Source organism: Paenibacillus sp. HW567, assembly GCF_000374185.1.
Lineage (GTDB): Bacteria > Bacillota > Bacilli > Paenibacillales > Paenibacillaceae > Paenibacillus_AQ.
In genome coordinates this window covers 5,333,725-5,356,856 of sequence record NZ_KB910518.1, presented here as the reverse complement: position 1 = coordinate 5,356,856, position 23,132 = coordinate 5,333,725, and the positions used below count along the sequence as shown (strand labels likewise).

The following is a 23,132-nucleotide window of genomic DNA, read 5'->3' as shown; positions in this document are numbered from 1 at the left end:
CACGACCGTTAAGCCCTCCAGCGCCGATGGTACTTGGACCGAAGGGTCCTGGGAGAGTAGGACGCCGCCAAGCAGCATGAAGCCATTGTTGAGCCATCGACAATGGCTTTTTAATTTGTGTGCATTCAAATGAAGCGGACTTGTGGGTAAGTTGGCAGAGAAAGCAGGGTATTTCTACTTATGCACATGTGGACAAATGCTTGTTAGACAGTATTTCTCCGGTTATGGCGGTAGAACTGGTGATAAGTTACTTGCAGGAAGCGAAAATTGACGAAGAGCTGATTATTATGCAGACACCAGTGGCCGATGCAAGATTGTTCATGCATGACCAGGGCGCCTAAGGTTTGGTCTATTTCGAGGCTGAACTGGAGTTTGCGCCATACAAGGGCTGAGACTATACATACAAGTGTTCAGAATATATCATGCACACAGGCAGCAGCGTCCCGAATCAAGAGGGGATGGCTGCTTTTTTTATAGTTGGTCACGATTAGGAAATAAGAGAACGTTATATAAGTGTAGGCGGTTAGCAAGGAGGTGATTCTTTGGAACAACGTACCCCCGGGGGGCAAGTTAATCCATTTGTAATTAGTGAAGCCATAGAACAGGTGAAAGCAGGCAACCGTGAAGCTTTTGCAACGATAATCCGCGCTTTTGAAAAACAGATATATACGTATTGTTATTATATTTTAAGAAATCGTGAAGAGGCAGAAGATGCCGTTCAGGAGGTATTTGTAAAAGTATACCGGGAACTGCGGCGATATGAGGAACGTGTATCTTTTTCCGCCTGGCTTTATAAAGTGGCCTACCATCATTGCCTGGACCAGATTCGCAAGCGTAAGCGGCGCAACCGTCTTTTATCTCTATATAAAGAACAGCGACCCAATGCCTACTATAATCTCAAAGACGACGATCCGTTTCAGAAGCTGCTTATAGATGAACTGACGGCTGAAGAACGCAATCTTCTGATTCTCAAGGTGGTCGAGCAGTACAGTTTTGAAGAAATGGGTCAAATTATGGAGTGCAATCCTGCAACCTTACGCAAGAAATTCGAACGTCTGCGCAAAAAGCTGGTCCGGCAAAGAATGATTGAAGGAGGAGGCTCTCATGGAGAAGTGGCAAGATCAAACTGACAGCCGGAACATGGAGGACATTCGTCAAGTGGTCCAAAATCATGAGATGCCGGTAGACAGTTTCAGCGAATTCATTATGAAGCGAATAGGAGAAGAAGAGGATATGGAGAAAAGAGCGCCGATCAAACGTGGCGGCAGGTTCATGAAAAAAACGCTGGTAGCCGCAGCGGCAGCAGCAATACTGGGCGCGGGGATTATCGGGAGCGGATTTGTATCACCGGTTATGGCGGATACGTTGAAGCAGATTCCTATTGTGGGAAATGTTTTTAAAGATATGGAGGATAAGGGGCTCCAAAATGCAGGTGAAAAAAGTCTATTCACGGCTCCTAATCAAAGCGTTACCCACGGTGGGGTGACATTGAAGCTTACAGATATCTATTATGACGGCACGCGGTTGGCGCTGGCGGTTGAACGTGAAGGTATTCATAACGACAAGATGATGGCAGAGCAAATGATTGAACCCATTAAGTTCGATCCGGCTGTGAAAGAAGAGCATGCAAAAATAACATTGGACCAGTCTGTGAAAGGGCTGCTGGGTTCAGCCGTTGTAAAAATGCCGGATGGAAAAGAAGTAGCGTATGGAACCTCGATTATTGGTGATGTTGACGGGAAAAAGAATACCCTTTTATATGATTTTAGAAAGCTGAGTAATACTGAAAGCTATGGTAATGAATTTGAATTAAGTATCAGTATACCGATAACACAGATCGGGGAGCCTTTTGAATTCAAGGTGCCGGTGAAAAAGGTTACGGAAGGCATTGTCAAACTAGATCTGAACCAAACGAAAAAGACACAGGATTTCAGCTATACGATTAAAAAACTGGAATTGACTCCGGCCACTAGCAGATTGGTGGTTAACGAAGAAGGTAAGGTTCCAAGCTTGCCGAAGCCAGTATCCGGCTACAGCACTTCCGAAATGTTTTATGAAATTGTGGGCGATCAAAGTAATAATGCGTTACCTCAACTTGGATTTATATATAGTTCATCTGTCACAACACATCCTATTAATGATCTTGACTTCGATCCGTTTCCAAAAACGCCAAAAACAATTACGGTTAAGCCATTTACACAAGCCGTTGACAAAAATTTCAAGCCTTTGAAGGGTGCCGACGGAAAACCGGTGAAGTATTACTATCCAGAGCTTGAACAAACGATTCAAATTCCTTAAGCCGGTTCTGTGCAAATCATCGTGCTGCAAAGAGAAGTTCGGGTCTGCCTGATGGCAGATGCGGGCTTTTTTTTGCAAGAAATGAGAAGTAGCTTTAAGTAATCTGAAGATTGTGGATATAATATGGGCCAACAAGAATGAAAAAAATTGTCTACATGTGAATAGAGCGTTTGATTCTATTTTTGACGAAGTACTCCCCAGTTAATGTGGATAGTGTAGAATATTTGTGGATACATAGTACTTTTTATACTTAATTCACGTTCTTATTTTGCAAAGGGGATAGAGTAGTGGATAATACAACTAATCTTCTGTGGACAGAGAACTTTGTACTACAGGCAAGCGATACGGATTACCGTGCCCACGGCAAGCTTTCTTTCATTCTGGAAATGATGCAGCGTACAGCGGATTCTGCCGTGGGTGCACTTGGTTTGGGGCTGGAGCAAATGCTGGCGGCCGGGATGGGCTGGATGTTGATCACCCTTGATCTTGAGCTTGGCCGGATGCCCAGGCGAAATGATCAGTTAACAGTGCGGACCTGGAGCAAAGGCACGAAAGGGGCATTATGGCAGCGGGATTATCGCATTTATGACAAGGACCATTTAGAGGTGGCTGTAGCACGCTCGATCTGGGCGCTTGTGGATATTGAGAAGCGGAAGCTTTTACGGCCAACAGCTCTTCCTGTACCGGTAAACCATTATGAGGCTGATTCAGTTGGGTCCATACCGGACAAGGTCACAATCCCTGAAGGCGTAACTCTACAGGAGGCTTATCTATATCAGGTTAGGTTCAGCGGGCTGGACAGTAACCATCACTTAAATAACGCACGGTATGGAGAAATCTGCTGTGATGCCTTGTCTTTGGAGGAGTGGGGGGCGAAGGAGCTAAGGCGTTTTCGGATTACTTATGCACAGGAAGCCAAGTTCGGAGATGAAATGCAGATCTGGCGGTCCGCCTTAACTAATGAAGGTATATTTGTACAGGGAGTAGCAGGGGATAAGGTGTTTTTTACAGCATGCCTGGAGTTCTGATCTATGCAAAGACCGTGTCTGTTCAGCAGCTACGGTCTTTGTTGCGTTATAGCAGCTCTATTAGGATATTTATTGTATTATTGTCCGCGCAGATTCAGCCTGACGATATTTGCGGAGTTGGGATCATGGTATAATGAGATGTTGAAAAGGAAGGGAGAGAGCTATGAAGGTATTGGTACTTGCGGAAAAGCCATCGGTAGCGCGTGAGATTGCGCGGGTGATGGGCTGTGGAAATAAGCAAAAAAGCTATATTGAAGGTCCTAAATATGTCGTCACCTGGGCTTTGGGCCATTTAGTGGGCCTGGCAGAGCCTGAAGACTATAATCATAAATACGCGGCTTGGGCATTGGAGGATTTGCCGATCCTGCCCGAGAAGACGAAGCTGAAGGTGCTGCGGGAAACGAACCAGCAGTACAAGGCGGTACAGCAGCTTATGAAACGGCAGGATATTGAGGAGCTGGTTGTCGCCACGGATGCGGCGCGTGAAGGCGAGCTGCTGGCGCGCTGGATTATGAATATGGCCGGCTGGCGCAAGCCGTTCCGGCGTCTGTGGATTTCCTCGCAGACGGATAAAGCGATTAAGGAAGGCTTCGCGTCGCTGCGGCCGGGCCGGGATTTTGACCGGCTGTATGAATCGGCCCGCTGCCGCGCGGAGGCGGATTGGATGATTGGGCTTAACGTGACGCGGGCACTGACCTGCAAGTTCGGTGCGCCGCTGTCTGCCGGACGGGTGCAGACACCGACGCTGGGCATGATCATGGACCGGGAAGGTGAAATTACCGGGTTTCGTTCCCAGGAGTATGACCAACTGACGGCTGACTTTGGCAGCTTTCAGGCGGGCTGGCGGGCTCATGGCGGGGATGGGCGTATTTTTGACCGGGACAAAACGGCAGTGCTGAAGGAAAAGGTTACCGGACGAAGCGGACGTATTGCCAAGGTGCATAAGAGCGAGAAGAGTGAGCCGCATCCGCTGGCCTATGATTTAACAGAGCTGCAGCGCGATGCCAACCGCAAGTTCGGCTTCTCGGCAAAGCAGACATCCAGCGTGCTTCAGCGGCTCTATGAGCAGTATAAGCTGGTAACGTATCCGCGCACGGATAGCCGTTATCTGACCTCGGATATGACCGCCACGTTAAAAGAAAGATTGGACAGCGTGGCGGTCGGACCTTACGCAGCACTTGCAAGACCGCTGCTGCGCAAGCCTCTGCCGATAACCAAACGGATTGTAGACGACAGCAAGGTGAGCGATCACCACGCAATTATCCCTACAGAGCAGACAGTACTGCTGAATCTGCTAAGTGCAGAGGAGCGCAAGCTGTATGATCTGATCGTGCGGCGGTTCATCAGCCTGTTCTATGCTCCGGCACGTTATGATGCAGTAACTGTGACGGTGAATGTGGAAGGCGAAAGCTTCAATGTTAAAGGAACCACGGTAAAAGACGCCGGCTGGCGAGAGGTCTACGGCGGGGATATGAGCAGCGATGATGAAGAGGAGAATACTGCGGATGAACCGGCGGCAGGCAGTGTGAAGCTGCCGGAGCTGCGTGAAGGCGAAGCTGTTACCGTGCAGCGCTGCATTATTCGTCCAGGCCGGACGCAGCCGCCGAAGCGTTATAATGAAGCTTCGCTGCTGACGCAGATGGAGAAGCATGGTCTTGGGACGCCTGCGACCCGCGCCGATATTATCGAGAAGCTGGTCAGCTCCGATACTATTGAGCGCCAAGGCAATCTGCTGCATCCAACTGGGAAAGGCAAGCAGTTGATCGGGCTGGTGTCGAGTCAGTTGCGTACGCCGGAGCTTACGGCACTCTGGGAAGCGGAGCTTGAGAAGATCGCCCGCGGGCAGGGGCGGCCGGAGCCTTTTCTACAGGGAATCCGCAGTATGGCCCAAGAACTGGTATCCGGTGTGAAGAACAGCGGGGCGGAATACAAGCCGCATAATGTCTCCAGCAGCCATTGTCCGAATTGTGGAACGAGAATGCTGGAGAAAAAGACCAAACGCGGCAAGCTGCTGGTCTGTCCTGCGGATGACTGCGGCTATACCCGGGCGGGTGAAAAGCAATTGTCGAACCGCCGCTGTCCGCAGTGCCATAAGAAGATGGAGCTTAAAGAGGGCAAGGCCGGGCGTTATGTGCAGTGTCTTGGCTGTGGAATTACGGAAACAATGGACAAGGACCACAAGCATATCAACAAGCGCGAGCAGCAGAAGCTGGTGCAGCAGTACAGCAAACCGGAGAGTGTTGGATCGAACCTGGGCGAGCTGCTGAAGGCGGCAATGGAAGCCAAGGAGAAGGGGAAGTAAGTGAAGCAGAGTTATCGAAAATAGCAACTTACCAAAGAGATTGAAAATGAATGGACCGATATCAGGAAAATTGCAGATGGAGCGGGTGATGGATTGGCGACGGTTCAGCGGCAAGGAAAGGAAGAACGGGTGGCCGAGGTCAAGGGAAGCAGGGGAGGCAGCCGGCTTTTCTTTTTGATAATTGTCTTTATGTTCTGGTTTTCTTCCTATATTTATGTTCCGGTGCTCTCGCCGTATGTAGAACATCTGGGAGCCTCTTATGTTATGGTGGGTTCGGTGCTGGGAGTGTACGGGCTGATGCAAATTCTGTTCCGGCTCCCGATTGGCATTGGTTCGGATGTTCTGAACCGCCGCCGGCCGTTCATCTATCTTGGCTTGATTGCCAGCGGGGCAAGCTGTCTGCTGTTCATGGCGGGATCGCATCCAGGCTGGGCGCTGGCGGCTCGTGCGGTATCCGGGATTGCGGCCTCGGCGTGGGTTGTATATTCGGTGATGTTCGCCGGGTATTTCCCGAAGGAGGATGCCGGAAAAGCCATGGGCATGCTGCAGTTCACTACCGTGATTGCGCAGCTCGCAAGCATGATGATCAGCGGGTATATGGTTCAGCATTGGGGCTGGAATACCCCGTTTGTGATTGGCGGATTGGTGGCGGCCGCAGCCCTGCTGCTTGCGCTCCGCTTGCCGGAGCAGCAGATGGAGAAGCGCGAAAGCGCAATTCAGATTAAGGACCTGGCTGGAGTGATCAAAGAGCCGCTGCTGGTCAGGGTGTCGCTTTTATCGGTGCTGGCGCATTGCGTGCTGTTCATTACGATGTTCGGCTATACTCCGAACCAGGCGCTGAATATCGGGGCGAGCAAGGAGAGCCTGGGCTGGCTGACACTGGCTTTTATGCTGCCGCATGCTGTAGCTACACTCTACGGTTCACGGTTATTCGGCAGGCTGCTGGGCGACCGGGGAACGCTGATGCTCGGTTTTGCCGGAAGTGCGCTGTTCACGCTCTTGATCCCTTCGATGCCGAATCTTGCGGCACTATGCGCGACACAGGTGGGGAACGGCTTTATGCAGGGCTTGATTTTTCCGCTGCTGCTGGGCAAATCGGTCTCCGGGGTGGCTCCGTTCAAGCGGGCTACGGCGATGGGCTTTTATCAGGCAGTGTATGCTATCGGCATGTCGGGCGGTCCTTTTGTAGCGGGCTGGATGAGTGCAGCGTATGGGCTGCGGGGAGGGTTCTGGCTTGGAGGCCTTGCGGCGGGGCTTGCTGCGGTGTTGTCCTGGGTATGGATCAAGGATACTGGCGCAATTGGCAGGGAGCAGGGGAAATCCGGGCATGTAGCCAACAGGTGATGTAAGGAATATTGGTTTTTTGCCCAAAAGGGTAATATAATAAATGGTAGATAGGATGTCTGGGAGGAGGGGCCGGAAAGGATGCTCCAGGTTGTATTGCTGTGGTTCGCACTGATCAATATTATCGGGTATGTGGTCATGTCCGAGGACAAGAACAGAGCCCGGAAAAGACGGGACCGGGTGCCGGAAAAAACATTGTTTTTGCTGGCATTTATGGGCGGCGCGCTGGGTGTGCTGATCGCCATGTACCGCAAGCGCCACAAGACCAGGCATACTTCCTTCAGGATCGGAATTCCGCTCTTGCTGCTGCTGAATATCTTGCTGTATGGTTATTTTTTGGGATAAACAAAACAGAAGAAGAGGTGGCGTACATGTTATTCTCTAAAATTTTGCTTGCCTATGACGGTTCCAAGGCCTCCAATCAAGCACTGGAGCGGGCAATCGAGCTGGCTAAGGTAACTCCGGGTTCATCCCTTCACGTCGTACACGCTTTTGAATTTCCGCGTTTCTTCATCGGGGAAGCTCTTGCGCCTATGCCGGCCTCAGTGAACAAGGATTATTATGATTTGGCGGTGCAAACTACCGATGAAGTGAAAAGCCGTCTGGAAGCTGAAGGATTGAATGCTACTGTTGAACTGCTGCAGGGCTCGCCTGCTGAAGTAATATTAAGCTATGCCAAGGAGCATGCCATTGACGTGATTGTTATCGGCAGCCGCGGACTCGGAGGAATCCGCGAATTTGTTCTGGGCAGTGTAAGCCACAATGTTGTGCAGAGCGCCCGGATTCCGGTATTGGTCGTTAAATAATAGATTGGATGGAGGAGCGCTGAGGCGTTCCCCTTTTTTCTATAAAATGTTGGAGAATATGTAAAATCACGATTCCAAATGTGCCCAAAAGCGAACATTTTGACTGCTGGAAATAACAATGTTCGTGTTTAAGTTGACATGAAGTGTAGGGCATTGTTAAGATGAATCTATGAAGAGCTCGTATAAAACCGGGAATAAGGCCCGGAAGTTTCTACCCGGTAACCGTAAATTGCCGGACTACGAGGAAATAGGATGACTAGAACGGCCGTCAGCGCCGCCCCGGAACCGAGGGGCGGCGAGCTGTGCGCTTATCCCGGTTCTGTGACTGCAGAAGCAGTGTGCACCGGGACAGTTCTCCTATTCCTGCAGTAGTCTGGGTCCACCCGCAGCAACATGCGTTTGGAATCCGGGCTTTTTTTTTCGGATTTATGGAAAAATGGAATGAAACAGGACAAACTTATAGCAATGAGTCTCTAAATTGGGGAGCGGAAGGTAGGTTGAAACATGTCTGTGCAGGTTGGCGTCATCATGGGCAGCAAATCAGATTGGGAAACAATGGAGCAGGCTTGCCTTGTGCTTGAGGAGCTTGGTGTAGCTTATGAGAAAAAGGTGATCTCGGCGCACCGCACACCGGACTTAATGTTCCGGTATGCGGAGGAGGCCGCAGGCCGCGGCTTGCGTGTGATTATTGCCGGTGCGGGCGGCGCGGCGCATCTGCCGGGTATGGTGGCAGCGAAGACAATGCTGCCCGTTATCGGAGTGCCGGTGCAGTCAAAGGCTCTGAACGGTCTGGACTCGCTGCTCTCCATTGTGCAGATGCCGGGCGGCATTCCGGTAGCGACAGTTGCGATTGGCCGCGCCGGGGCCATCAACGCGGGGCTGCTCGCTGCGCAGATGATCGGTGCGTTCGAGCCTGAGGTGCAGAGCCGGGTGCAGCAGCGGCGCGATGCCATACAGCGCGAAGTGCTGGAAAGCAGCGACAGCCTATGAGGCCGGAGGAGCTGAAGGGTGAGGGTCTGGTGCCTGAGCCAGAGAAGCGGGAGGCGCAAGGCCTTGAGGCTGCCGGGCAAGGAAGCCGGGAACAGTTGAAGGTGCCTGGGAGTCTCCAAGGCAGGGGGATTTCGAAGCCGGCGGTTGACGCTTCGGCTGACACTGCCGCGCCGGGGGCAGGCACGCCCCGGACGCTGCTGCCCGGCGCCACAGTCGGCGTGCTCGGCGGCGGGCAGCTCGGGCGCATGATGGCGCTGGCCGGCAGCGCCATGGGCTACCGCTTCGTGGCGCTCGATCCCGCGCCGGATGCGCCCTGCGGGCAGGTGACGCCGCAGATTACAGCGGCGTATGACGACCGGAATGCAGCGCGGGAGCTGGCGCAGCGCGCAGACGTCATCACGTACGAGTTCGAGAACGTCGACGCGGACGTGGCCGCGCTGTTGACGGCGGAGTCGTACGTGCCGCAGGGCAGCGCCCTGCTGTATACGACGCAGCACCGGCTGCGCGAGAAGGCGGCGATCGAGGCGGCGGGCGTGCCCGTTGCCCCGTACCGCAAGGTCGGCAGCCTGGCGGAGCTTACCGCCGCGGCTGCGGAGCTGGGCCTGCCCTGTGTGCTGAAGACAGCCACAGGGGGGTATGACGGCAAGGGACAAGCCGTCATCCGCCAGCCGGAAGAGCTGGAAGCCGCCTTCCGGTCGGTGGCGCCGGGAACAGACGCACCCGAGCTGGTGCTGGAGAAATTTGTCGCCTTCCGCTGCGAAATTTCTGTGATTGCCGCCCGCAGCGCCTCCGGCGAGGTCCGCAGCTTCCCGCCGGCAGAGAACATCCATGTGAACAACATCCTGCATCTGTCGATTGTGCCCGCCAGAGTGTCGGAGGAGATTCAGCGGCGGGCCTGCGAGCTGGCAGAGCGGCTGATTGCCGGTCTGAATGCGGTTGGACTGCTGGCGGTGGAAATGTTCGTCACCGGTGACGGCGAGCTGTTCGTGAACGAGCTGGCGCCGCGCCCGCACAATTCCGGGCATTATACGATGGACGCCTGCGTAACCTCGCAGTTCGAGCAGCATGTACGTGCGATCTGCAATCTGCCGCTTGGCGACACGACGCTGCTGACCCCCGTGGTAATGGTGAATGTGCTCGGCCAGCATCTGGACGGGGCCATACAGGCATTCAGCACAGTGGATGAAGAAGCAAACCGGCTTGGTGTAGCACCCAAGCTTCATATATATGGCAAGACCGAGAGCAAAACCGGCCGCAAAATGGGCCACATCAACCTGCTCTGCAAGGACACCGGTGACGGCTTGGCCTGGGTGGAGCAAACTAACCTTTGGAGGAACTGACCAGATATGATCGAACGTTACAGCAGACCTGAGATGCGGGCCATTTGGACCGAAGAAAATAAATTCAACGCTTGGCTGGAAGTGGAGCTTTGCGCTTGCGAGGCGTGGGCTGAGCTGGGAGTCATTCCGCATGAGGATGCCGCCAAGCTGCGCAAGGACGCCAAATTCAATATCGACCGCATTAATGAAATTGAGCTGGAAACCCGCCATGATGTCATTGCCTTCACCCGTGCGGTATCCGAGAGCCTGGGTGCGGAGCGCAAATGGGTGCATTACGGCTTAACCTCCACGGACGTTGTGGATACGGCGCTTGGATATCTGCTGCGTCAGGCGAATGAGATCTTGGAGAAGGACATCATCAATTTCATCGAGATTCTGAAGGAAAAAGCGCTGGCTTACAAAGACACTCCGATGATGGGGCGCACCCACGGTGTGCACGCTGAGCCGACAACCTTTGGTCTGAAAATGGCGCTCTGGTACGAGGAAATGAAGCGCAACCTGGAGCGTTTCCGTCATGCCGCAAATGGCGTACAGTTCGGCAAAATCTCCGGCGCAGTCGGCACCTATGCCAACATCGACCCGTTCGTCGAAGAATTTGTCTGCCGCAAGCTGGGCACCAGCCCGGCGCCAATCTCCACGCAGACGCTGCAGCGTGACCGTCACGCGGAATATATGGCGTCGCTGGCGCTCGTCGCTACATCCCTGGACAAGTTCGCCACAGAAATCCGCGCCCTGCAAAAGAGCGAAATCCGCGAGGTTGAGGAGGCTTTTGCGAAAGGCCAGAAGGGTTCGTCGGCTATGCCGCATAAACGTAATCCGATCGGCTGCGAGAATATTTCGGGCCTGTCCCGCGTCATCCGCGGACATATGGTTACTGCTTACGAGAACGTGCCGCTGTGGCATGAGCGCGATATCTCGCATTCCTCAGTGGAGCGGATTATCCTGCCGGATGCGACCATGCTGCTGAACTATATGCTGAACCGTTTCGGCAACATCGTGAAGAACCTGACTGTCTTCCCGGAAAATATGAAGCGCAACATGAACCGCACCTTCGGTGTTCCGTTCTCCGGCCGCATCCTGACCAAGCTGATCGACAAAGGCTTCAGCCGCGAGCAAGCCTACGATACAGTGCAGCCGCGTGCGATGCAGGCCTGGGAAGAGCAGACCCAGTTCCGCGACATCGTTGAAGCGACACCGGAGATCACCGCTGTGCTCAGCCCGGAAGAGATCGAGGATGCCTTCAACCCTTCCTGGCACCTTAAGCATGTGGACACCATCTTCCGCAAGCTGGAACTTATCTAATTAAAAGGTAAGTTAGTGGTGAACTGAGGGGCGCAGCAATAAAATGGCGTGAAGCAGCAAGAAGAGCGGATTGTTCTGAATCAAGCGCAACTGGAAGCTTGAAATATAAGGTGCGGTAAAAGAGGAACGGAGAGAAATTTTGGAACTGGAGAAGCGTTAGCGTTCGCCTTTATCCTCGGATTTCTACCGCGGGCAGCGGTTCAAATCAGGAAATCTGAGGATAACAGCGATCGGAAGTCCAAACATTTCTTGCAGTGGATCTTATTTGCCAGACCGTTGTTGAGAGCTTTTGATTGGGCGTGGAAGAATCTGCGCTTAGTGCGTTTTTTAGCCAGAGTATACGCAAGATCATTAGTTCAAGGGAGGAAAGGTCATGACATACCCTGCCGTATCCACGGCTGTGGATCTCGTAAATGCACCGCTGCTCTACAAAGGAAAGGTTCGCGAATTGTACGATCTGGGGGAAGAGGTGCTGATCGTCGTCACGGACCGGATCTCCGCGTTCGACTATGTGCTGGACCCGGCGGTGCCGGAGAAGGGCAATGTGCTTAACCGGCTCAGTGCCTTCTGGTTCGGCAAAACCCAGGAGCTGATGGAGAACCACGTTGTGCATATTGATGTGGACCAGCTTGGAGATGTTCTGCGGGACAAGGAAGCGCTGAGAAACCGCATCATGGTTGTCCGCAAGGCGGAGCGCATTGATATTGAGTGCGTCGTGCGCGGCTGCATTACCGGCGGGGGCTGGCGGCAGTATCAGGAGACCGGCAAGGTAAATGGAATCGCACTTCCCGCAGGACTCCGTAAAAATGCAGTGCTGGCCCAGCCGATTTTCACGCCAGCCGCCAAAAACGATGTCGGCCACGACGAGGATATTCCTTTTGAGAAGATGCAGGAGCTGATAGGTGCAGAGCTTGCCCTGGAGCTTAAGGAGAAGAGCCTGAAGCTGTTCGCTTTTGCCAGAGAGTACTGTGAAGAGCATGGCATTATTCTTGCGGACTGCAAATTCGAGTTCGGGCTGCTGGACGGCAGGGTAATTCTGATCGACGAGATTTTTACCCCGGATGCTTCACGTTTCTGGTCCAAGGAAAAATACGCACTAGATATCGAAATCGACAGCATGGACAAAGAGCCGGTACGGACGTATCTGTCCGCATCCTCCTGGGACAAGAACAGCACCCCGGACCCGCTCCCTGCTGAGGTTGTAGAAGAAACGACCCGCCGTTATCTGGATATTTATCATCGCCTCACCGGCAAGTCTTTATAGAGTGAAATGAGCAAAATCAACTGTAGCAACTGCTAATTGCACTCTCTGCAGTTATTTTGCTCAAAGTATATGCCGTTGTTAATTTAATTGTATTTGGTACAGCTAAAATGGATGAAATGGCCTTGAATAGCTGTTATTCAGAAATATAACTGTAGAGAATACAACTAAACTTGAGTTTGCCGGAGATATGGAGTTAATAGCTGCACAATGTGCAGTTGAGTGAATTGTAATTTTGTGCTCATTAAATTTTAGGAGGAACTACAAGCGTATGTTAAAAGCGACAGTCTATGTCACCATTAAGAAAAGTGTGCTCGATCCCCAAGGGGTAGCCGTGCAAGGAGCGCTGCATTCCGTAGGTTTTCAAGAGGTTGAATCGTTGCGTATCGGCAAGTATATGGAGTTGACTCTCGATACCGACAACCGAGCTGAAGCGGAAGGACGTCTGAAGGAAATGTGCGAGAAGCTGCTGGCCAACACGGTGATCGAGGATTACCGCTACGAATTGGAGGACTAAAGGTCATGAAATTTGCTGTACTTGTCTTTCCCGGCTCCAATTGCGACATTGACTGCTACAAAGCGGTCGAAGACAGCCTCGGCGAACCAGTAGATTATGTATGGCATACCGCGACAGACCTGTCGGCGTATGACTGCATTCTCGTGCCGGGCGGCTTCTCTTATGGTGATTACCTGCGCTGCGGCGCAATTTCCCGGTTCGCTCCGGTTATGGCTGAAGTAGCCAAGGCTGCGGAGCAGGGCAAATTCGTGCTCGGCATCTGCAACGGGTTCCAAATTCTGACCGAAGCGGGATTGCTGCCGGGGGCGCTGCGCCGCAACATGTCGATGAAGTTCCGCTGTCACGACACCGTGCTTAAGGTGGTTAATAACACAACCCCGTTTACTATTGATTATGCGAAGGATGAAGAGATCGTCATCCCGATTGCACATGGCGAAGGCAACTATTACTGTGATGAGGAGACCTTGGCCTCGCTTAATGCTAACCATCAGATCGTATTCACATACAGTGACAACCCTAACGGCTCGGTAGCCGACATCGCGGGCATCAGCAATACGGCAGGCAATGTGGTTGGCATGATGCCTCACCCGGAACGTGCGGCGAACAGCCTGCTCGGTTCAGAGGACGGCAAACGGATGTTCACATCCATTCTCAAGACATGGAGGGATCGTTATGACGCAGCAAGTATCCGCTAAGGAGCCGACCGCAGAGCAAATTGCGGAGCAGAAGATTTACAGTCAATTCGGAGTTTCGGACAGCGAATATGAGCTGATCACTTCTTTCATGGGCCGTAAGCCGAACTATACGGAAATCGGTGTTTTTAGCGTGATGTGGTCCGAGCATTGCGCCTATAAGAACTCTAAGCCGCTCTTGGGGCGTTTCCCGACAAGCGGACCGCGTGTGCTGATGGGCCCGGGCGAAGGCGCAGGGATCGTAGACATTGGAGACAACCAGGCGGTTGTATTTAAAATCGAAAGCCACAATCATCCGTCGGCAGTAGAGCCTTATCAGGGTGCGGCGACCGGTGTGGGCGGGATTATCCGCGATATTTTCTCTATGGGAGCAAGACCGGTGGCGTTGATGAACTCTCTGCGGTTCGGGAAGCTGGAGAGTGACCGAGTTAAATATTTGTTCGAGCATGTCGTGTCCGGTATTGCAGGCTATGGCAACTGTATCGGGATTCCAACGGTGGGCGGCGAAATTATGTTCGACAACAGCTATGACGGCAATCCGCTGGTCAACGCGATGTGTGTCGGACTTATTGATCATGATAAAATCCAGCGAGGTGTCGCCAAAGGTGTTGGCAACCCCGTGTTCTACGTTGGTCCTCCAACGGGCCGTGACGGCATTCATGGCGCGACCTTTGCCTCTGTGGAGCTGAGTGAAGAGTCGGAAGCCAAGAAGACAGCGGTGCAGGTCGGCGATCCGTTCATGGAAAAGCTGGTGATGGAATCCTGTCTGGAGCTGATTGACAGCGGCATCGTGCTTGGCATTCAGGATATGGGCGCAGCGGGGCTTACCTGCTCCAGCGCCGAGATGGCGAGCAAAGCAGGCAACGGCCTGGAGCTGTACCTGGATCAGGTGCCGCAGCGTGAAGAAGGCATGACCCCTTATGAGATGATGCTGTCTGAGTCGCAGGAGCGGATGCTGTTCGTAGTTGAGCCTAAGGATGAGGCACAGGCGCAGGAGATTTTTGACCGCTGGGGGGTTATCTGCCGTAAAGTGGGCAAGGTAACCGATGACGGCCGCTTGAAGCTGTTCCATCATGGCGAGGTTGTCGGCGACATGCCGGTAAAAGCTTTGGTAGACGAATGCCCGATCTATAAAAAGCCGTCAACTGTTCCTGCCTACTATGAAGAGAACGCAAATGTCGATACGCTGCGCTATGAAGAAGTAACTGATCTGGGCGGTGCGCTGCGCACTGTGCTCGCTTCGCCTACAGTAGCAAGCAAAGCATGGGTATATAACCAATACGATTACATGGTGCGGACCAGTACGGCGGTTCGTCCCGGCTCTGATGCGGCAGTGGTTACCATCCACGGAACACGCAAGGGCCTGGCAATGACTACGGATTGCAACGGACGTTATGTGTATCTGGACCCTGAAGTGGGCGGACGGATTGCTGTCAGCGAAGCGGCGCGCAACATTGTCTGCTCCGGCGCGAAGCCGCTGGCTATTACGGACAACCTGAACTTCGGCAGCCCGGAGAAGCCGGAGATTTTCTGGCAAATGGAACGAGCCGTAGACGGTATGGCTGAAGCGTGCCGCGTGCTGGATACGCCGGTTATCGGCGGTAACGTCAGTCTGTATAACGAAAATGCTTCCGGCGCGATCTATCCGACACCGGTTGTCGGCATGGTCGGTCTGGTCGAGGATACGGATCACATTACGACTCAGGCGTTCAAGCAGGAAGGCGATGTGATCTTGTTGCTTGGGGCGACCAAAGCCGAGCTGGGCGGCAGTGAATTCCAATATGCTGTACATGGCTTGACCGAAGGCCGTCCGCCGGCGCTGGATCTTGCAACTGAGCAAAAGCTGCTGGAGGCTGTCCTGGGTACGATCCGCAGCGGACTGGTCCGCTCGGCGCATGACCTCTCCGAAGGCGGCTTGGCTGCTGCGCTGGCTGAGAGCTGCATCAGCGGTGGCATTGGCGCGAATATCGAGCTGTCTGCTGACGGGCTGCGCCGTGACGTGGCGCTGTTCAGCGAGAGCCAATCCCGCATTGTGCTGACATCGGCACCTGAACGTGCGGAAGCGCTGAAAGCGGCGGTTGCCGCTTACGGTGTGCCCGTTGAAATCATCGGAACTGTCGGCGGAGACAGACTGCGGGTTCACCTGGACGGAGCAGCCGCTCTGGACGAGCCTGTAGCAGAACTCAAAACCATTTGGGAGGATGCTATTCCATGTCTTATGAAATAAAGACCGGGAACAAGCAGGAGACCCCAATCCTGTGGACCGGCGACTTTTATAACGAAGGAACGGGCTCGGGAGATATTTTTGACACCTTAAAAGAGGAATGCGGCGTATTCGGGGTCTTCGGACACCCGGAAGCTGCCTCCATGTCCTACTACGGACTGCATGCCCTCCAGCACCGGGGAGAAGAAAGCGCGGGCATCTGCGTGGCGGATGGACGCGACTTCAACTATCACCGCGGCATGGGTCTAGTAAAGGAAGTGTTCGATAAAGACAAAATTGCCTCGCTGGTCGGCAACATGTCTATCGGACATGTGCGCTATTCCACCAGCGGCGACAGCCGGCTGACCAATGCGCAGCCGCTGGTCTTCAAATACCGCGATGGCGATCTGGCGATTGCCACCAACGGGAATATTGTGAATGAGCCGCTGATCCGCAAGCAGCTAGAGCAAGGCGGCTCGATCTTCCAGACGACAAGCGACACCGAGGTGCTGGCGCATTTGATTGCGCGCTCGCAGAAGGATTTTGTCGAATCGACCAAGGATGCTTTGCAGCAGCTCGTCGGCGGATTCGCCTTCCTGCTGATGACCAATGACAAGCTCATCGTTGCTTCCGACACACACGGCCTGCGTCCGCTCGTTATGGGGCGGGTAGGCGAAGCCTATGTCTTCGCTTCGGAATCCTGCGCGCTTGAGGTCATTGGTGCTCAGTTCGTCCGCGACATTGAGCCCGGTGAGCTGTTGGTGCTTGATCATAGCGGCCTCACGGAAGACAGGTTCGCCGAGCCGAAGCGCAAGGCGCTGTGTGCGATGGAATATATTTATTTTGCCCGGCCGGACAGCGATCTGAACGGCTCCAATCTGCACGCCGCCCGCAAGCGGATGGGCAGCCGGATGGCGCTGGAAGCGTTCGTTGACGCTGACATTGTAACCGGCGTGCCGGACTCCAGCATCTCGGCGGCTATCGGCTATGCTGAGCAGACGGGCATCCCTTACGAGCTTGGCCTGATTAAAAATAAATACACCGGCCGGACCTTCATCCAGCCGAGCCAGGAGCTGCGCGAGCAGGGCGTAAAGATGAAGCTGAGCGCTGTCCGCCGCGTCGTTGAAGGCCAGCGCGTTGTCATGATCGACGATTCCATCGTGCGGGGCACAACTTCGCGCCGGATCGTCAACCTGCTGCGCGAAGCCGGCGCGACCGAGGTCCACGTGCGGATTACCTCGCCGCCGTTCAAGAACCCTTGCTTCTACGGCATTGATACACCGGACCGCCGCGAACTGATCGCCTCCTACAAGACAATTGAAGAAATGTGCAAGGAGATCAACGCCGATTCGCTGGCGTTCCTTACACCCGAGGGCCTGATCCAGTCTATCGGCGGTCATAACAGCAGCGATTACAAAGGCGGCTTGTGCCTTTCCTGCTTCGACAATGATTACCCGACGCAGGTGGATTTCGGCGGGGAAGAGAAGGACGGGTGCTCTTGCTAATAACCCCCTAAGTCCCCCTTGCAAAGGGGGATTCCGGAGGGCGCTGCCCTCCGGCCACCCGAAAGCTCGGCGGTAGGAGTTTGCTTTAAACTTTCTAAGTTGGCGTGGGTGCGGGTGCCCGCTTTGTCCTGACGGACACGCTCTACGGCGCTGCGAGCCCCGGCGGCATGCTGCTCGCCGGGCCTGAAGGCTCAAGAACCTGTCCTGTTTGCTCCGCAAAATCGGAGGTTCTCTCGCTCTAAGGACGCGCACGGCTTCGCCCCGTGCGCAAGAAGCTTGCGCCCCCGGCTGTTTGCTCCGCAAAATCGGGGGAACTCTCGCTCTAAGGACGCGCACGGCTTCGCCCCGTGCGCAAGAAGCTCGCGCCCCCGGCTGTTTGCTCCGCAAAATCGGGGGAACTCTCGCTCTAAGGACGCGCACGGCTTTGCCCCGTGCGCAAGAAGCTTGCGCCCCCGGCTGTTTGCTCCGCAAAAGCGGGAAGGCTCTCGCTCAAGGAGGCGCTTGGCTTCGCCAAAAGCGCCGACTGACTGCCCTGTGCAAGGCGCGTACAGCGGCTTGCGGCCGGGTTTGACCCCGGTGGCTGGAGTCATGGAGAGGAAGTTTGGAACTGTAGGAGCGATAGCGTTCGCCTTTATGGTTGGATTTCTACCGCGAACAGCGGTTCAAATCAAGGAAATCCAACCATAACAGCGACCGGAAGTCCAAACATTCCTCGTAATGACGATTATAGCCACCACTCAATCCCTGCCGCCCCGAAACCGCGCTCTAAACTAACTATAATGAGGTGTCCAATAGTGTCGGAAGCTTATAAAAACGCCGGAGTGGATATTGCGGCTGGCAATGAAGCGGTAGAACGCATGAAGAAGCATGTGAAGCGCACCTACCGTCCTGAAGTCATGACGGAACTGGGCGGCTTCGGCGCGCTGTTCGGCTTGAATAAAGACAAATACGAAGAGCCGGTGCTCGTATCGGGAACCGATGGCGTAGGCACGAAGCTGAAGCTCGCTTTCGCGGCTGACCGCCACGACACGATTGGCATTGATGCCGTAGCGATGTGTGTGAACGATATTGTGGTACAGGGCGCAGAGCCGCTGTTCTTCCTGGATTATCTGGCTTGCGATAAGGTCGTGCCGGAGAAGATCGAGGCCATTGTAGCCGGAATCGCTGAAGGCTGCCACCAGGCAGGCTGCGCCTTGATTGGCGGGGAGACTGCCGAGATGCCGGGGATGTACGCTGCGGGCGAATATGATATCGCCGGATTTACGGTGGGCGTGGCTGACAAGGCCAAGCTGGTGACAGGTGCGGACATTGCACCGGGGGATACGGTAATCGGCCTGGCTTCCAGCGGTGTGCACAGCAACGGGTTCTCGCTGGTGCGCAAGCTTTTGCTGGAGGATGGCGGTTACGGGCTGAACGATGTAGTTCCTGAGCTGGGCGCTCCGCTTGTGGATGTGCTGCTGGCTCCTACCAAGATTTATGTGAAGCCATTGCTGGCGCTGCTCGAGCAGCTTCCGGTCAAGGGCATGGCACATATTACCGGAGGCGGGTTCATCGAGAACATTCCGCGCGTCCTGCCTGAGGGTGTGAACGTGGAAATTAATCATGGCTCCTGGCCGATTCTGCCTGTCTTCGATTTGCTGCAGAGCAAAGGTAATGTGAGCAACCGCGACATGTTCACCACCTTCAATATGGGCGTGGGCCTGGTGCTGGTTGTGGCGGAGGCGGATGGACAACGTGCGCTGGAGCTGCTCCAAGCAAGCGGGGAAGAAGCCTACCTGATCGGCAGAGTGACTGAAGGGGAACGCAAGGTTACCTTTACGGGAGCTGAAGTGTGATGCAGTGGAGCCGGATCGCTGTATTTGCCTCCGGGCAGGGCAGCAATTTCGCCGCACTGATAGAGGCTGAGAAGGCTGGTAAGCTTGGCGGAGGACGCATTGAGCTGCTGGTCTCCGACAGGCCGGAAGCGCCTGTGGCACAGCGTGCGGAGGCGGCGGGAGTTCCCGCGCTTCTGCTGCGGCCGAAGGACTTTGCAAGCCGGGAGCTTTATGAGGCAGAGATCGTAGCCGAGCTGCAGCGCCGTGACATCGGACTGGTTGTGCTTGCAGGGTACATGCGCCTGATTACCCCGGTGCTGCTGACGCCATACGCCGGACGGATCGTCAACATTCATCCCTCGCTGCTGCCGGCCTTTGCCGGTAAAGACGCGATAGGCCAAGCGCTGGATTACGGTGTGAAGCTGACGGGAGTGACAGTGCATTTTGTCGATGGGGGTATGGATACCGGTCCGGTAATCGCCCAGCGCAGTGTTGCCATAGAGCCTCTGGATACTGCTGAATCATTAGCGGAACGTATCCATCAGGTGGAGTATGAGCTGTATCCTGAGGTTGTGGGCGCTTTTGCAGCCGGAAAAATAGAACTGGATGGCAGAAGGACAGTTATCTGGGAGTAGCGGCATCCATCGACATTCTGCGGACAAGCTCCAGTGTTTCTGATATTTCTCGGGAAATATCGCGCTGGCGGGTACAGGGGTGTCGAGCGTCAGCAGATTTTGCAGGCATTGCAGACGTTTGTCGTCAGGCGCGGGCTTCTAAAATCATTGTTCACATCGTTATCTTTCACATACAGATCAGCATTATCGCATGTTCTGAAACTAAATCTTGCATCTTCCGGAGGAGGACTATTCAAAGTGAGTATCAAAAGAGCGCTGGTCAGCGTATCGGACAAACAGGGCATCGTGGATTTTTGCCGCGAGCTGTCTGCATTGGGCGTAGAAATTATCTCCACAGGCGGCACTAGCACACTTTTGGCTAAAGAAGGCGTTCCGGTCATCGGTATTTCCGATGTGACAGGATTCCCGGAGATTATGGATGGACGCGTCAAAACACTTCATCCTGCCGTTCACAGCGGCCTTCTGGCAGTTCGTGACAACGAAGAGCATACGAAGCAGATGCAGGAGCTGGGTCTCGACTACATCGACCTGGTAGTGGTTAATCTGTATCCGTTCGCAGAGACGATTGCCAAGCCTGATGTATCCTACGAGGAAGCGATCGAGAACATTGATATCGGCGGACCGACAATGCTGCGTTCGGCGGCGAAGAACCATGCTTTTGTCAGTGTGGTGGTGGATGCAGCCGATTATGCGACAGTGCTTGAGGAAGTGCGCGCAGGCGGAGATACGACTCTGGAAACACGCAAACGTCTCGCGGCAAAAGTGTTCCGCCACACGGCGGCTTATGATGCCTTGATTTCCGATTATCTGGCGAATGTAACCGGGGAACCGCTGCCGGAGCGCTACACGGTGACTTACGAGAAAATCCAGGATCTGCGTTATGGCGAGAACCCGCACCAGAAGGCTGCATTCTACCGCAAGCCGCTGGCTGCGCAGGATACGCTCACGGCTGCCGAGCAGCTACACGGCAAAGAGCTGTCCTACAACAATATCAACGATGCCAACGCAGCGCTGCAGATCGTGAAGGAGTTCGAAGAACCGGCTGTTGTGGCGGTTAAGCATATGAATCCTTGCGGTGTGGGTGTAGGGGCAAGTGTATATGAAGCTTATCAAAAAGCCTACAACGCCGATCCAACCTCTATCTTTGGCGGCATTGTTGCGGCGAACCGGATTATTGATGCCGATACTGCGAATCTGCTGAAGGATATTTTCCTCGAAATCGTGCTGGCGCCCGGCTTTACGGACGAAGCGCTGGAAATACTTACGAAGAAAAAGAACATCCGTCTGCTCAAAATCGGCCATCTCAGCACCGCTGCAGCGCGCAAAACCAGTTTTGTAGTTACCTCCATTGAGGGCGGTATGGTTGTGCAGGAGAGCGACGTGCATTCCGTTAATCCTGATGAGCTGCAGGTCGTGACTGACCGCAAGCCCACAGAGGAAGAATTGAAGCAGCTCTTGTTCGGCTGGAAGGTCGTTAAGCATGTGAAATCCAATGCCATCGTGCTTGCAGCGGATGATATGACTGTTGGTGTAGGTGCAGGCCAGATGAACCGTGTCGGCGCTGCCAAGATCGCCATTGAACAGGCCGGAGAGAAAGCCAAGGGCTCCGTGCTGGCCTCCGATGCCTTTTTCCCAATGGGAGATACGCTGGAAATGGCTGCAAAGGCAGGGATTACCGCTGTAATTCAGCCGGGAGGCTCCATCAAGGATGAAGAGTCGATTAAGGTTGCTAATGAATATGGTATTGCCATGGTCTTTACCGGCGTTCGCCATTTCAAACACTAGAACGCCGGGGAGGGCTTCATTGCTATGGATATTTTAGTCGTTGGCGGCGGCGGCCGGGAGCATGCAATTATCTGGAGTCTGTCCCGCAGCCCCAAAGCCGGTAAAATCTATTGCGCCCCCGGCAACGCCGGGATTGCGCAGCTTGCGGAGTGTGTGCCAATCGGCGTATTCGAGTTCGATCGGCTGACTGCTTTTGCCAAGGAAAAGAACATTGACTACGTTGTCATCGGACCGGATGATCCGCTGGCGGCTGGCATCGTGGACGTCTTCGAAGCGCACAGCATTCCAGTATTCGGACCGCGCAAGAATGCGGCGGAGATTGAAGGCAGCAAAACCTTTATGAAGGATCTGCTGCACAAATACAGCATTCCTACGGCAGCTTACGAGAAGTTCAGCGACTATGAGGCGGCGCTTGCCTACTTGCGTGGCCAAGGGCTGCCGATTGTTATCAAGGCGGACGGGCTGGCCGCAGGCAAAGGGGTAACTGTGGCCTACTCGCGGGAAGAAGCGGAGCTTGCCCTGCAGGATATCATGGTGACCAAGGTGTTCGGGGAAGCCGGCGCACAGGTTGTCATTGAGGAATTCCTTGCCGGACAGGAAATGTCGATTCTGGCCTTTGTGGACGGAGAGACGGTGCGCCCGATGGCTGCTGCTCAGGATCACAAGCCGGCGTATGACGGGGACAAGGGACCCAATACCGGAGGCATGGGTACGTATTCGCCGCTGCCGCACATTGACCAGGCCATTATTGATGAAGCCGTGGAGACGATAATTAAGCCAACGGCCAAAGCGATGGTGGCGGAAGGCCGTTCCTTCAGCGGTGTGCTGTTTGCCGGTCTGATGATCTCACCGGATGGTAAGCCGAAGACAATTGAATTCAACGCCCGCTTCGGTGATCCTGAGACACAAGTGGTTCTTCCAAGGCTGAAAAGTGATCTGCTGGAGATTTTCCTCGCCGTAACCGAGGGACGGCTGGCTGACATCGAGATCGAATGGAGCGAGGAAGCGGCAGTCTGCGTGGTATTGGCTTCGGAAGGGTATCCCGGAACGTATCCCAAGGGTGTGCCGATTGCCGGACTTGAGGGCAGACCGGACGAGCTGATCTTTCATGCCGGAACCGCACGCGGCGAAGACGGAAGCTGGGTGACGAACGGCGGACGGGTGCTTGGAGTCGTTGGCATGGGCGCAACCATTGCCGAGGCGCGTGCAGCGGCATATGCCAGCGCAGAGACCATTTCTTTTTCCGGGATGCACAAGCGCAGCGACATTGCAATGAAGGCATTTGTCTGAGGATAAAGAACTGTATTACA

20 protein-coding genes and 1 riboswitch are annotated in these 23,132 nt (G+C 54.3%); all 20 genes read left to right on the top strand.

Annotation, left to right across the window (positions count from 1 at the left end; translation table 11 throughout):
* The first annotated feature begins 200 nt into the window (after positions 1-200).
* The 20 genes from B212_RS34735 (at position 201) to purD (ending at position 23,112) form a co-directional block, all read left to right on the top strand.
* Positions 201-341: a hypothetical protein gene (locus tag B212_RS34735; RefSeq protein WP_019913672.1), complete on the top strand. Its 141-nt coding sequence runs from the start codon at positions 201-203 to the stop codon at positions 339-341.
* A gap of 201 nt (positions 342-542) precedes the next feature.
* On the top strand, positions 543-1,130 hold the full coding sequence (locus B212_RS0123770; protein ID WP_019913671.1) for an RNA polymerase sigma factor: 588 nt from the start codon (positions 543-545) through the stop codon (positions 1,128-1,130).
* Positions 1,105-2,298: a DUF4179 domain-containing protein gene (locus tag B212_RS0123765; RefSeq protein WP_019913670.1), complete on the top strand. Its 1,194-nt coding sequence runs from the start codon at positions 1,105-1,107 to the stop codon at positions 2,296-2,298. The genes B212_RS0123770 and B212_RS0123765 overlap by 26 nt, the downstream gene beginning before the upstream one ends.
* A 287-nt stretch (positions 2,299-2,585) precedes the next feature.
* Positions 2,586-3,326, top strand: coding sequence for an acyl-[acyl-carrier-protein] thioesterase (locus B212_RS0123760; protein ID WP_019913669.1), 741 nt, complete (start codon positions 2,586-2,588; stop codon positions 3,324-3,326).
* A gap of 163 nt (positions 3,327-3,489) precedes the next feature.
* Entirely contained in the window at positions 3,490-5,628 is a 2,139-nt protein-coding gene (locus tag B212_RS0123755) for a DNA topoisomerase III (protein ID WP_019913667.1), read from the top strand.
* Positions 5,629-5,721: 93 nt separating this feature from the next.
* Positions 5,722-6,972, top strand: a complete 1,251-nt coding sequence (locus B212_RS0123750) for an MFS transporter (RefSeq protein ID WP_019913665.1) — start codon at positions 5,722-5,724, stop codon at positions 6,970-6,972.
* A gap of 81 nt (positions 6,973-7,053) precedes the next feature.
* Positions 7,054-7,317, top strand: a complete 264-nt coding sequence (locus B212_RS0123745) for a DUF1294 domain-containing protein (protein WP_019913664.1) — start codon at positions 7,054-7,056, stop codon at positions 7,315-7,317.
* Positions 7,318-7,343: 26 nt separating this feature from the next.
* On the top strand, positions 7,344-7,778 hold the full coding sequence (locus B212_RS0123740; protein ID WP_019913663.1) for a universal stress protein: 435 nt from the start codon (positions 7,344-7,346) through the stop codon (positions 7,776-7,778).
* 158 nt (positions 7,779-7,936) lie between these two features.
* Positions 7,937-8,038, top strand: a riboswitch (purine riboswitch).
* Between the two features lie 244 nt (positions 8,039-8,282).
* Positions 8,283-8,768: a 5-(carboxyamino)imidazole ribonucleotide mutase gene (purE, locus tag B212_RS0123735; RefSeq protein WP_019913662.1), complete on the top strand. Its 486-nt coding sequence runs from the start codon at positions 8,283-8,285 to the stop codon at positions 8,766-8,768.
* On the top strand, positions 8,765-10,108 hold the full coding sequence (gene purK, locus B212_RS0123730; RefSeq protein ID WP_019913661.1) for a 5-(carboxyamino)imidazole ribonucleotide synthase: 1,344 nt from the start codon (positions 8,765-8,767) through the stop codon (positions 10,106-10,108). The genes purE and purK overlap by 4 nt, the downstream gene beginning before the upstream one ends.
* A gap of 6 nt (positions 10,109-10,114) precedes the next feature.
* On the top strand, positions 10,115-11,410 hold the full coding sequence (gene purB / locus B212_RS0123725; RefSeq protein ID WP_019913660.1) for an adenylosuccinate lyase: 1,296 nt from the start codon (positions 10,115-10,117) through the stop codon (positions 11,408-11,410).
* Positions 11,411-11,783: 373 nt separating this feature from the next.
* Positions 11,784-12,674 carry a phosphoribosylaminoimidazolesuccinocarboxamide synthase gene (locus B212_RS0123720; protein WP_019913659.1) on the top strand — a complete coding sequence of 297 codons (891 nt, stop codon included), beginning with the start codon at positions 11,784-11,786 and terminating at the stop codon, positions 12,672-12,674.
* Between the two features lie 268 nt (positions 12,675-12,942).
* A complete protein-coding gene (gene purS, locus B212_RS0123715; protein ID WP_019913657.1) occupies positions 12,943-13,188 on the top strand; it encodes a phosphoribosylformylglycinamidine synthase subunit PurS in 246 nt (81 codons plus the stop codon).
* Positions 13,189-13,193: 5 nt separating this feature from the next.
* Positions 13,194-13,883: a phosphoribosylformylglycinamidine synthase subunit PurQ gene (gene purQ, locus B212_RS0123710; protein WP_019913656.1), complete on the top strand. Its 690-nt coding sequence runs from the start codon at positions 13,194-13,196 to the stop codon at positions 13,881-13,883.
* Positions 13,861-16,107, top strand: coding sequence for a phosphoribosylformylglycinamidine synthase subunit PurL (gene purL, locus B212_RS0123705; protein WP_019913655.1), 2,247 nt, complete (start codon positions 13,861-13,863; stop codon positions 16,105-16,107). The genes purQ and purL overlap by 23 nt, the downstream gene beginning before the upstream one ends.
* Positions 16,092-17,588, top strand: a complete 1,497-nt coding sequence (gene purF / locus B212_RS0123700; protein WP_019913654.1) for an amidophosphoribosyltransferase — start codon at positions 16,092-16,094, stop codon at positions 17,586-17,588. Before purL ends, purF begins: the two co-directional genes overlap by 16 nt.
* 794 nt (positions 17,589-18,382) lie before the next feature.
* Positions 18,383-19,423: a phosphoribosylformylglycinamidine cyclo-ligase gene (gene purM, locus B212_RS0123690; RefSeq protein WP_019913652.1), complete on the top strand. Its 1,041-nt coding sequence runs from the start codon at positions 18,383-18,385 to the stop codon at positions 19,421-19,423.
* Complete coding sequence (gene purN, locus B212_RS0123685; protein WP_019913651.1) at positions 19,423-20,037, top strand: phosphoribosylglycinamide formyltransferase; 615 nt, start codon at positions 19,423-19,425, stop codon at positions 20,035-20,037. The genes purM and purN overlap by 1 nt, the downstream gene beginning before the upstream one ends.
* Positions 20,038-20,274: 237 nt before the next feature.
* Positions 20,275-21,822, top strand: coding sequence for a bifunctional phosphoribosylaminoimidazolecarboxamide formyltransferase/IMP cyclohydrolase (purH, locus tag B212_RS0123680; protein WP_019913650.1), 1,548 nt, complete (start codon positions 20,275-20,277; stop codon positions 21,820-21,822).
* Between the two features lie 24 nt (positions 21,823-21,846).
* The gene (gene purD / locus B212_RS0123675; protein ID WP_019913649.1) at positions 21,847-23,112 is read left to right on the top strand and encodes a phosphoribosylamine--glycine ligase; all 1,266 of its coding nucleotides are present in this window, start codon (positions 21,847-21,849) and stop codon (positions 23,110-23,112) included.
* Positions 23,113-23,132 lie beyond the last annotated feature (20 nt).